This is a genomic window from Dietzia sp. HMSC21D01, from assembly GCF_001815995.1.
Taxonomy (GTDB): domain Bacteria; phylum Actinomycetota; class Actinomycetes; order Mycobacteriales; family Mycobacteriaceae; genus Dietzia; species Dietzia cinnamea.
In genome coordinates this window covers 1-10,959 of record NZ_KV824010.1, presented here as the reverse complement: position 1 = coordinate 10,959, position 10,959 = coordinate 1, and the positions used below count along the sequence as shown (strand labels likewise).

Annotated in this window: 10 protein-coding genes; 3 read left to right on the top strand and 7 right to left on the bottom strand. The window is 70.9% G+C overall.

Going from position 1 to position 10,959, the window contains the following annotated elements; genetic code table 11:
- The coding region (locus HMPREF3086_RS12740) for a molybdenum cofactor guanylyltransferase (protein WP_168169094.1) at positions 1–354 on the bottom strand (354 nt) is incomplete at its 3' end.
- On the bottom strand, positions 351–938 hold the full coding sequence (locus tag HMPREF3086_RS12735) for a TetR/AcrR family transcriptional regulator (protein WP_141764082.1): 588 nt from the start codon (positions 936–938) through the stop codon (positions 351–353). The genes HMPREF3086_RS12735 and HMPREF3086_RS12740, both read right to left, overlap by 4 nt.
- Before the next feature lie 102 nt (positions 939–1,040).
- Here HMPREF3086_RS12735 and HMPREF3086_RS12730 point away from each other — a divergent pair, with 102 nt between their 5' ends.
- Positions 1,041–2,699, top strand: coding sequence for an MFS transporter (locus HMPREF3086_RS12730; RefSeq protein WP_246830990.1), 1,659 nt, complete (start codon positions 1,041–1,043; stop codon positions 2,697–2,699).
- Here HMPREF3086_RS12730 and fdhD read toward each other — a convergent pair.
- The 4 genes from fdhD to cysK form a co-directional block, all read right to left on the bottom strand.
- Positions 2,644–3,465: a formate dehydrogenase accessory sulfurtransferase FdhD gene (gene fdhD, locus HMPREF3086_RS12725; RefSeq protein ID WP_083324440.1), complete on the bottom strand. Its 822-nt coding sequence runs from the start codon at positions 3,463–3,465 to the stop codon at positions 2,644–2,646. The two genes, HMPREF3086_RS12730 and fdhD, sit on opposite strands and share 56 nt — an antisense overlap.
- Positions 3,413–4,756, bottom strand: a complete 1,344-nt coding sequence (locus HMPREF3086_RS12720) for a glycosyltransferase 87 family protein (protein ID WP_070722226.1) — start codon at positions 4,754–4,756, stop codon at positions 3,413–3,415. Before HMPREF3086_RS12720 ends, fdhD begins: the two co-directional genes overlap by 53 nt.
- A gap of 83 nt (positions 4,757–4,839) precedes the next feature.
- Entirely contained in the window at positions 4,840–5,424 is a 585-nt protein-coding gene (epsC, locus tag HMPREF3086_RS12715; RefSeq protein WP_109148625.1) for a serine O-acetyltransferase EpsC, read from the bottom strand.
- A 23-nt stretch (positions 5,425–5,447) separates the two neighbouring features.
- The gene (gene cysK / locus HMPREF3086_RS12710) at positions 5,448–6,383 is read right to left on the bottom strand and encodes a cysteine synthase A (protein ID WP_007629536.1); all 936 of its coding nucleotides are present in this window, start codon (positions 6,381–6,383) and stop codon (positions 5,448–5,450) included.
- A gap of 173 nt (positions 6,384–6,556) precedes the next feature.
- On the opposite strand from cysK, the gene HMPREF3086_RS12705 reads away from it, so the two are divergent.
- Positions 6,557–8,365, top strand: coding sequence for an AMP-dependent synthetase/ligase (locus HMPREF3086_RS12705; RefSeq protein ID WP_061227833.1), 1,809 nt, complete (start codon positions 6,557–6,559; stop codon positions 8,363–8,365).
- A gap of 61 nt (positions 8,366–8,426) precedes the next feature.
- On the opposite strand, the gene HMPREF3086_RS12700 is transcribed toward HMPREF3086_RS12705, so the two are convergent.
- Complete coding sequence (locus HMPREF3086_RS12700) at positions 8,427–10,217, bottom strand: AMP-dependent synthetase/ligase (protein ID WP_070722224.1); 1,791 nt, start codon at positions 10,215–10,217, stop codon at positions 8,427–8,429.
- Positions 10,218–10,353: 136 nt separating this feature from the next.
- On the opposite strand from HMPREF3086_RS12700, the gene HMPREF3086_RS12695 reads away from it, so the two are divergent.
- Positions 10,354–10,959 (top strand): GAF domain-containing protein (locus HMPREF3086_RS12695; protein ID WP_371441671.1); only part of this gene is annotated, 606 nt, incomplete at its 3' end.

Genomic DNA, 10,959 nt, shown 5'->3' with positions numbered 1-10,959 from the left:
GACCTCGCCCGCGCCGGTGGTCGAGGCGGCGGGGCGGCGCAGCGCGGCGAGGAGGGCGCGGAGGGTGGCGGCGTCGAGATCGGGGAGGTCACAGGCGACGACGACGACGAGCTCCACCGTCCCCGGCAGTCCCGCCAGCCCCGCGGTGATCGCGGCGACCGGCCCGGAGTGGGGCGGGTCCTCACGGGTGTCACCACCGGGGCCCACGGTGATGACGGACCCGGCCACGGCCCGGGCGGCGCCGACGACACTCTCGATCATCGGCCGCCCCGCCACGGCGACCCGGGCCTTGTCCACGCCGCCGAGGCGGCTCGCGCGCCCGCCGGCCAGCACGATCGCTCCGACGGAGGTCACGCCCGGTCCGCCAGTCGGCCGCGGAGGAAGTCGTCGACCAGCCGCTCGACGTCGGCCGGGGTGAACGCGCGCAGGCCGATCATCCGCGCCAGCACCACCGGTCCGGCGAGCTGCGCCACCGCGAGGTCACGGTCGCCGGGGACGAGGGTGCCGTCGGCCTCCGCGGCGGAGAGCGCCGCGTGCAGCGGCGCCGTGTAGGAGTCCACGACCCCGCGTCGGAGCTGGCCGACCTCGTCGTCCTCCGAGGCGCCGCGGCCCATCGCCAGCCATCCCAGCATCGACTGCTGCAGGGGCGCGTCCTGGATGAGGCGGGTCATCGACGCGCACAGGTGCAGCAGCTGCTCGCGCAGCGGGAGGTCCGGCGGCGGCGGCTCCGGGGCGGGCAGCAATCGGCGGAACGCGGCCGCGATGAGCGAGTCCGTCGACGGGAAGTTGCGGTACAGCGTGGTCCGCGCGACCCCGGACAGCCGGGTGACCGCCTCGACCGTCACCGCCGCCGCGCCGCCTGAGACGAGGAGGTCCGCCGCGGCGTCGAGGAGCTTGCCCCGTGATCGGGCACGGCGGGGGTCGGTCGGGATGGGCATGACCTCCATTGTGGCCCGCCGCGCCGGGAGGGTCGTGCGTTACGGTGGCGGGACGAACGATACCGCCGGTATCGTTTTCCGTACCGCTCCCCGGGAGGCTCCGTGCTGGAACTGTCCACCGGACGACGCCGCTGGCTGCTGTTCGTCAACGTCGTCGCGGTCTCGCTGGTCGTGGCCACCATGTCCGCGCTGTACACGTCGCTGCCCGACATCGCCGTGGCCATCGGCGCCACCCAGGCCGAGCTCACGTGGATCGTCGACGCCTACACGCTCGCGCTGGCCGCGCTCGTGCTCACCGCCGGCGCGCTGGGCGACCGCTTCGGCCGCCGCGCCACCCTCATCGTGGGGCTGGCCCTGTTCACCCTGTCCTCCGCGCTGCCTCTGTGGCTCGACTCGCCGCTCTGGCTCATCATCCTGCGGGCGGTCGCCGGCGTGGGCGCTGCGTTCGTCATGCCGTCGACGCTCTCGCTGCTGACCGCGAGCTTCCCGCCCGAGCGCCGCGGGACCGCCGTCGGTACCTGGGCGGGCTTCGCCGGCATCGGTGGGATCGTCGGACTGATCGGCTCCGGGCTCATGCTGCAGGTGTGGTCCTGGAAGTCGATCTTCGCCGTCTACGCGGTCCTGGGCCTGGTGGTGCTGGTGGCCGCGTTCACGATCGGTGAGTCCGTCGCGTCCCGGCGTGGTCGGCCGGACGTCGCTGGCGCCGTGTTCTCCGCACTGGCCGTCGGAGGGGTGGTGTTCGGGCTCATCGAGGGAGCGCACACGAGCTTCTCGGAGGTCCCCGTCGTCGTCGCCCTCATCACCTCCGCCGTGAGCCTGGCCGCCTTCGTGCTGGTCGAACTCCGAGCCGACGACCCGATCCTCGACGTGCGCTACTTCCGGCGCCGCGGCTTCTCGGCCGGCTCGGTGGCCGTGGGGATGCAGTTCCTCACGATCTTCGGGTTCTTCCTGCTCATCGTGCAGTACCTGCAGCTGGTCAAGGGCTACGACGCGATCGGGGCGTCCCTGTCGCTGGCGCCCATGGTCGTGCCCGTCATGGTGTTCTCCCTGCTCTCGCCCAAGCTCATCGCGGGGGTCGGACTGCGGGCGGTGTCGGTGGTGGGTGTGGGCGCGATCGCCACCGGGATGATCTTCCTCTCGCGGCTGGGCGTCGACTCGAGCTACTGGGACATCCTGTGGCCGATGGTCACCGCCAGTGTCGGCCTGGGCCTGTCAACCGCGCCCGCGACGTCCGCGATCGTCTCGGACATCCCCGCCGACGAGCAGGGCGTGGCCGCGGCGGTCAACGACGCCATGCGCGAGGTGGGGGCCGCGATCGGCATCGCGATCTCCGGCAGCATCCTCGCCGGCCGGTACGCCGCCGACATCGGCGCAGTCCTGCCGGGCGTCCCCGAGCCCGCCCGCGAGGCGGTGGCCGGATCGTTCGCCGGCGCGGTGGAGTTCGGCGAGGTCGCCGGCCCCGTGGCGCAGCCGATCGTTGACACCGCGGCCGAGATCTTCGCCTCGGGCATCGCCGACGCCCTGCTCGCGCTGGGGCTCGTCGCCGCGGGAGCCGCGCTGGTCCTGCTGGTCGTCGCACCCGGCCGCGGGTACGTGCCGTACGGCGAGCGCGCCGAGGCCGCCGGCGACCCGCGACGCACGGTGGTCCCTGGTGACGATGCTCGACCACCGGCCGGCCGACACAGCGGGCCCGCGGGCGGCGCGCTCAGTCCCGGATGCGCTCGGAATGGGCGTACACCGTCGCCCGGTCGCCCCGGCTGAACCCGACGAGGGTCACCCCGGCCTCCTCCGCCAGGTCCACGGCGAGCGAGGACGGTGCGCTCACCGCCGACATCACCGGGATACCGGCCATCGACGCCTTCTGTACAAGCTCGAACGACGCCCGGCCCGACACCTGGAGGACGGTTCCCCGCAGCGGCAACCGGCCCTCGCGCAGCGCCCAGCCCACGACCTTGTCCACGGCGTTGTGCCTGCCCACGTCCTCGCGCAGGCAAAGCAGCTCGCCGGTGCCGGAGAACAGCCCCGCCGCGTGGACTCCACCCGTCTTGCCGAACAGGCGCTGGTGGCGGAGGAGTCGCTCGGGCAGCGTCAGCAGCACCTCGGCGTCGACGAGGACCTCCACCGGCTCGGCCGGGAAGTGGGTCGAGCGCCGCACCTCGTCGATCGAGTCCACGCCGCACACCCCGCAGGCGCTGCTCATCGTAGTGGCCCGGGCGGACCGGGGTGCCGGGATGTCCGGCGAGAGGGTCACCGTGAGGGTGTTGTAGTCCTGTTCGGCCCGACCGCTGACAGTGGTGCAATAGCAGATCTCGGGAAGGTGATCGCGGTGCCAGACCGCCCCCTCGGAGACCAGGTGCCCGGCGGCGAGGTCCATGTCGTCGCCCGGGGTGCGCATCGTGACCACGAACGGCTGGCCGCCGACCCGGATCTCGAGCGGCTCCTCGACGGCGAGGGTCGTCACCTCCCGCCGTGCGTCACCCCCGGCCAGAACCCGCTGCGCCCGGTGACGAGTCGTCCGTCGTCCCATATCCGCGCAGCCTAGCGCCGTCCGAGCGTGAGCGTCGGACCAGCACCGCCGCCAGCACCACCGTGACCAGCCAGAGCAGCGGGTAGATGTTCGTGATCACCCCGAAGACCACCGGGGGGATGTCGCCCCCGAGCATGAACAACCCGATCGCCACCCACCGGTCGTCGGGGAAGTCGGGGTTGGGGAAGCTCTGCACCCAGGCGGCCGTGGCGGCCCAGAGCAGCGGCGGCAGGAGCCAGAGATACCAGCGACGGCCGACGATCGCGTGGTGCACCGCGATGACCAGCAGCGGCACGAACCAGACCCAGTGGTGGCCCCACGAGAACGGCGACACCACCGACATCGTCATCCCGGACAGCGTCAACGCAAGGAGTTGGTGGCCGGCCCGGTGCAGCAGGGCCGCCATCGCTAGCCCGACCACCGCGGCCACCGCCGCCAATGCCAGCCAGGCGGCGGTGGGAGCGGCGTCGACGCCGAGGACCCGGGCGAGGACCCCGCGTAGCGACTGGTTGGACACCACCGAGTCCTGGGCGATGCGGCCCGACTCGAAGACCGTGCCCGACCAGTAGCGGGCGGCGTCCGAGGGGATCGCGAGGAAGCCGACCGCCACCGTCGCGAGGAAGGTGGCCACGGAGGCCAGGGCGAGGCGCCACCGCCCGGTGACGACCCAGTGCGCCCAGAAGAACGCGGGCGTCAGTTTGATCCCCGCCGCGAGTCCGCTGCCGATGCCGGCGATGTGGCGCCACCGGGAGAAGCGGTGGTCCGGCCCGATCCGGGACAGGAGATGGTCGGCGAGGACGAGGACCAGCAGGATGATGTTGATCTGGCCCAGCCAGACGGTGGTGCGCACCGGCTCGAGCGACAGGCTGATCAGGGCCAGGCACAGGGACACCTGCCTGGTGACGGTGTCGGGGGCGTAGTCGAGCGCGCGGAACGACATCCGGATGACCAGGTACAACAGCCCCAGGGTGAGGGCCGTCCAGCCGGCCATCATGAGCGGTTCGGAGAGCAGCGGCAGCGGCTGGAAGAGCAACGCGGAGAACGGCGGGTAGGTGAACGGCATCTCCGCGAAGAAGCGGGCGTTGGGTGCCCACAGCAGGCCCTCGTAGAGGGGCGTGCCGGACCGGGCGGCCTCGGCGCCCCACCGGTACACGTGAACGTCCAGGAAGCTCTGGGTGATCCCCCACCACGGCGTCCGTTCGTCGGGTGCGCGCAGGACCATGACCACCGACCCCAGCGCCAGTAGGGCCAGTGGTCCGCGCAGCCAGTAGGTGGTGGGAAGCACTCGCACAGTGGCAGAGCCTAGCCGAGGCCTGGCTCGCGGCCCTCCCTCGCGCGCCGCCGCCGGGTGGTGCCCCGCCGCGCGGGCCGCGGCTAGATGTAGATGGCCGGGTCGATGTAGAACTGCGCGTCGCGCAGCTCCTCCTTGCTCGACTCGGACGGGCGGGCCTGACCGGGGATACCCACGATGATCGAGTTGGCGGGGGCGCTCTTGACGACGACGGCGTTGGCGCCCACCGACGAGTCGTCCCCGATCTCCACGGGACCCAGGATCTTGGCCCCGGTACCCACCGTCACGCGGTCCCCGAGCGTCGGATGCCGCTTGACCTGCTTGAGCGAGACGCCGCCGAGGGTCACGCCGTGGTAGATCATGCAGTCGTCGCCGATCTCGGCGGTCTCGCCGATGACGACGCCCATCCCGTGGTCGATGAAGAACCGCCGCCCGATGGTGGCGCCGGGGTGGATCTCGATCCCCGTGAGGAACCGGGCGAACTGGGACAGGACGCGCCCGGCGGTGCGACCGACGCCGCCGGCGTTCCACAGCCGGTGCGAGAGCCTGTGGAACCAGATGGCGTGGAGGCCGGAATAGACGACGGCGTTCTCGACGTCGCCCCGGGCGGCGGGGTCATGGGCGCGCGCCGCGGCGAGGTCCTCGCGCAGCGTGCGCCAGAACCCCACCGGGCGATCGGACGTCGGCGTCATCAGTCGCGGTAGTCCTCGAACAGCATGGTCGAGACGTAGCGCTCGCCGTAGTCGCACACGATGACGACGATGGTCTTACCGGCGTTCTCGGGACGCTTGGCGATCTCGAGGGCGGCCCACACGTTGGCTCCCGAGGAGATGCCGGCGAGGATGCCCTCCTCCTTGCCGAGTCGCTTGGCGATCTCCAATGAGTCCTCGAGGGTGACGTCGATGACCTCGTCGTAGATCTCCCGGTCGAGGATCTCGGGCACGAAGTTGGCGCCCAGGCCCTGGATCTTGTGCGGTCCGGCCTTGCCCTCGGTCAGCAGCGGCGAGTCCTTGGGCTCGACGGCGACGATGTGCAGGTCCGACTTCTGCGAGCGCAGGTAGTTGCCCGCGCCGGAGATGGTGCCGCCGGTGCCGATGCCGGCCACGAACACGTCGATGTCGCCGTCCGTGTCCTCCCAGATCTCGGGTCCGGTGGTGCGGCGGTGGACGTCCACGTTGGCGGGATTGGCGAACTGGCGGGCCAGGACGGCGTTCTCACGCGTCGCGGCGATCTCCTCGGCCTTGGCCACCGCGCCCTTCATCCCCTCGGAGCCCGGGGTGAGGATGAGCTCGGCACCGTAGGCGCGCATCACGGCGCGGCGCTCGACCGACATGGTGTCGGGCATGACGATGACGGCCTTGAAACCGCGGGCCGCCGCGACCATGGACAGCGCGATACCGGTGTTGCCGGACGTGCCCTCGACGATCGTGCCACCGGGCTTGAGGCCGCCCGACGCCACCGCGTCGTCGATGATGGCCGCGCCGATGCGGTCCTTGACGCTGGCTGCCGGGTTCGCGGACTCGAGCTTTGCCAGGACGGTGGCCTGCAGTCCCTCGGTCAGGGAGTTGAGGCGGACCAGCGGGGTCTTGCCGATGGTCTCGCTGATGTCGGAGTAGATCTGCGCCATGTGGGGGTTCCGTTCTGAAGAATGAACAGGTCTGTCTATTGCGTAGTCTACGTGATATCGCAACCCGGCACGAGGGGGTCCTCCGGATTCGCCGCCGCGATTGCCACGGGCGACCGGCGGGCCGATAATCGACTGCGCTCCATTTCTTCGTCGTCCGAAAGGCCGCATCCGGCATGCGCGAGATCTCCGTCCCGTCCACCCGAACCTTCACCGAGGCCGACCTCATCCCGGTGGTGGCGCGGGGACGGGCCACCACGAACCCGCGGGCCACCCCGTTCGAGTACCACACCGGCGAGAAGTGGCAGGGGCTCTCGAGCGCCGAGCTGCGCGAGCGGGTCGACGCGATCGCCGCCGGGCTCATCGCCTCCGGCGTCGAGCCCGGGGACCGGGTGGCGCTCATGGCCGGCACCCGCCTCGAATGGGTCCTCGTCGACCTCGCGGTCTGGACCGCCGGAGCCATCACCGTGCCGATCTACCCCTCGTCCTCCGCGGGCCAGCTCGAATGGATCCTCGAAGACTCCGCCGCCAAGGTCCTCGTGGCCGAGAACGACGACCACGTCGTCGTCGTCGGAGATACCGCGGTCCCGGACACCTGCACCCGGATCCTCTACCTCGACGACGGCGCCGTGGAGACCCTCGAGGCCGACGGCGAGGCCGTCGAGCCCGCCACCCTCGACGCCGCGCTGGACACCCTCCGGGTGGACGCCCCCGCGTCGATCATCTACACCTCTGGCACCACCGGGCGGCCCAAGGGCTGCGTGATCACCCACCGCAACCTCCTGGCGGAGTGCCACGCGCTGCTCGATCACCCCATCGGGTCCATGGCGCAGGCTGGCAAGAAGTCGCTGATGTTCCTGCCGCTGGCCCACGTGCTCGCCCGCGCCGTGACCTACACCGTCTACCTGGGTGACGCGACCGTCGGCTTCTGGGACGACACCGCCACCCTCCTCCCGCGCTTCGCCGATTTCCGGCCGCACATGATCCTCGGGGTCCCACGCGTCTTCGAGAAGGTCCGCGACGGGATCGCCACGAAGGCCGCCGCCAAGGGCGCGGTGCAGAGGGGCATCTTCGAACGCGCCGAGGCGATCGCCATCGAGGACAGCGTGCGGCGCGGCAATGACGGACTGGACGACGAGCGTCGACCCTCGCTCCTGCACACCGTCCAGTACAAGGCGCTCGACCTGCTCGTCTACAAGTCCATACGCGAGGCGCTCGGCGGCCGGTGCGAGTACGCCATCTCCGGCGGCGGCGCCCTGCCCGACCGCATCTCGCACTTTTTCCGCGGAGTCGGCGTGCCCGTCTACGAGGGCTACGGCCTGACCGAGAGCACCGCCGCCGCCACCGTCAACGGGCCCGGCTGCCAGCGCATCGGCACCGTCGGCCGCCCGGTGGCCGGAACCAGCGTGCGTATCAACGACGCCGGCGAGGTGGAGTTGGCCGGCGACATCATCTTCGACCGCTACTGGAACAACCCCGAGGCGACCGCCGAGGCCGTCGTGGACGGCTGGTTCAACACCGGCGACCTCGGTTCGCTCGACGCGGACGGATACCTGACGATCTCCGGCCGGTCCAAGGAGATCATCGTCACCGCCGGCGGTAAGAACGTCTCGCCGGGGCAGATCGAGGATGCGATCCGCGCGCACCGGCTGGTCGGCCACGCGGTGCTGATCGGCGAGGGCCGCAAGTTCGTCTCCGCGCTGATCACGGTCGACGAGAACGAGCTCGAGGCATGGGCCGCGGAGAACGGCCACGGAGGCAAGCCGGCCGAGGACCTGGTGACCGACCCCGCACTGCAGGCCGAGATCCAGTTCGCCGTGGACGATGCCAACCGGCAGGTCTCGCAGGCCGAAGGCGTCAAGAAGTTCACCGTCCTGCCCCGGGACTTCACCGAGGAGTCGGGGGAGCTGACCGCGACCCTGAAGGTCAAGCGGCACGTGGTGGCCGAGCGCTACGCCGAGCAGATCGAGGACATGTACGCCTGATCGTGCCGAAACGAGAGCGCCCGGAACCCGTCCGGGCCCGGGCGCTCCCACGATCGGTGGATCAGGCGTCGGTGTACAGCGACTCGATCTCGCTGCCGAACCGGTCGTGCACGACGTTGCGCTTGAGCTTGAGGGTGGGGGTGAGTTCGCCGGACTCGACGGAGAACTCGGCCGCGAGGATCTTGAACTTGCGGATGGATTCCGCGCGGGAGACCGACTTGTTGGCCCGGTCCACCGCGTCCTGGACCGCGCCGACCAGCTCGCCGTCCTGCAGCAGGTCCGAGACCTCGCCGGTCTTGCCGTGCCTGTCCCGCCACGCGGGGAACGTCTCCGGGTCGATCGTGACGAGCGCCGCGATGTAGCTGCGGTTGTCGCCCACCACGACGGCCTGGCTGATCAGCGGGTCAGAGGTGAGCAGGTCCTCGAGCTGCGAGGGCGAGACGTTCTTCCCGCCGGCGGTGACGATCAGGTCCTTCTTGCGACCCGTGATGGAGAGGTAGCCGTCGGAGTCGAGCTCGCCGATGTCGCCGGTGTGGTACCACTCGCCGGTCCACGCGGCGGCGGTCGCCTCCGGGTTTCGCCAGTAGCCCTTGAACAGCGTCTTGGCCTTGGCCAGGACCTCGCCGTCCTCGGCGATGCGGATGGTGACGCCCGGGATCGGCGTGCCGACGGTGCCGATCTTGGCCCGGTTGGTCGGGTTGACGGTGAGCACGCCCGAGGATTCGGTCAGGCCATAGCCCTCGAGCAGGTCGAACCCGGCGCCGCGGAAGAAGTGGCCCAGGCGGGCGCCCAGCGGCCCACCGCCCGAGATGATGCGGTCGCATTCGCCGCCCAGAGCGTCGTGCAGCTTCGAGTAGACGAGCTTCGAGTAGAGCTTCTGCTTGACCTTCAGCGCGGCCGACGGCCGACCGCCGTTCTCGAGGGCCTTGGAGTAGTCGATGGCCGTCTGGACGGCGGCCTTGAAGATCTTGGCCTTGGCGCCGCCGGCGTTCTCGGCCTTTGCCGCGGCGGAGTTGTAGACCTTCTCCAGCACGCGCGGCACCGACACCAGGAAGGTGGGGTGGATCTCGCCGAGGCGCTCGATGACCTTGGTGGTGTCCGGCTCGTGCGCCACGGCCACGCGCTTGTAGAAGCAGGCCACCTCCAGGATGCGGGCGAGGACGTGGGCCAGGGGCAGGAAGATGAGGGTCCGACTGTTGGGCACGAACGCGTCCTGGAGTTGCTCCACGACCGACACGACGACGCCGCCGAACCCGCCGTGCACGATCTCGCAGCCCTTGGGGTTGCCTGTCGTGCCGGAGGTGTAGATGATCGCGCAGGGGTCCTCGTGGCCGGCGACGAGCGAGGCCTTCTCGAGGTCGGCGTCCGAGACGTCGGCGCCGGCCTCGGTGAGCTGGGCGACGAGGTCGTTCTCGATCACGAGGATGTCACCGGACCAGTCGGTGCCGGCGGTGAGCACCTCGCGCAACTCGAGGTCCTCGACGACCGCGACGGTCGCGTCCGAGTTGGTGAGGATCCAGTCGCACTGCGCGGACGAGGACGTCTCGTAGATCGGCACGGTGACCGCGCCGGCGACCCAGGCCGCCCAGGCGATGAGCGACCACTCGTAGCGGGTGTGGCTCATGATCGCCAGTCGGTCGCCGGGCTTCACGCCCCGGGCGATGAGGCCCTTGGCCACGCCCTTGACCTCCTCCAGGTACTGGGCGCAGGTGACCTCCTTCCAGTCGCCGCCGACCAGGCGCAGCACGGCGACGTCGTTCGGCGCCTCCTGTGCGTTCTTGAACACGAGTCTCGACAGGTTCTCGACAGGGAAGGGTTTGGCGGCTGGCGGGGTGGCGAACTCGGTCGTCATCTCGGTCCTTAAATCATGTGTGGCCTGAATCACTGACGATTGTAGAGGGGTCGCCGCCCCCTGTGGCAAGCACCTGTTATTTGGGTTCGTTTATGAGGGTGACGTCATGTTCTGTGACGGTCGTTACACTGGCGTCATGTCGGCGGGGAGGTCAACAGTGGCCAGCGCGATCGTCGCGCAGTCCTGGGAGCGGAGCAGGCGACGGGGGATCGACCCGGATCGGGCGGATCCGCCGGTCGACCTGCAGGGCCCCGACCTGTCCGCGCACCTGGCCGCGCACCGGATGGCGGCGGTGCTGCCCGTCGTCGAGAAGGTGCTGGTATCCGGGGTCATGACCAGCGGCCACCTCGTGGCGGTCGCCGACGCCGACGGCCGGCTCCTGTGGCTGTACGGGGACCGCGGCGTGCGGACGCGGGCGGAGCGGATGGCGTTCGTGCCGGGAGCGCTGTGGAGCGACGACGCGGTGGGGGCGAACGCGCCGGGCCTCGCGCTGCGGCACGACGTCCCCGTGCGGGTGCGTGGTGCGGAGCACTTCCTCGCGCCCGCCCACTCGTGGAGCTGCTCGGCCGCGCCGGTCCACGACCCGGTGACGGGGCGGGTGATCGGCGGTATCGACGTGACCGGTCACGACACCGCGGCCTCGGACGAGGTGCTCGCCCTGGTCGGTGCCACCGCGCTGCTCGCCGAGGCCGAGCTGCGGTCGACCCCGGCCGGCGTGCTCCTGCCCGGGCCGGCGGTGGCG

What these genes read in the sequence shown, in the direction of transcription:
- HMPREF3086_RS12700 (WP_070722224.1), bottom strand. Translation starts at nt 10,217, where the DNA reads ATGACGACCGAGTTCGCCACCCCGCCAGCCGCCAAACCCTTCCCTGTC.
- cysK (WP_007629536.1), bottom strand. Translation starts at nt 6,383, where the DNA reads ATGGCGCAGATCTACTCCGACATCAGCGAGACCATCGGCAAGACCCCG.
- HMPREF3086_RS12705 (WP_061227833.1), top strand. Translation starts at nt 6,557, where the DNA reads ATGCGCGAGATCTCCGTCCCGTCCACCCGAACCTTCACCGAGGCCGAC.
- fdhD (WP_083324440.1), bottom strand. Translation starts at nt 3,465, where the DNA reads ATGGGACGACGGACGACTCGTCACCGGGCGCAGCGGGTTCTGGCCGGG.
- HMPREF3086_RS12735 (WP_141764082.1), bottom strand. Translation starts at nt 938, where the DNA reads ATGCCCATCCCGACCGACCCCCGCCGTGCCCGATCACGGGGCAAGCTC.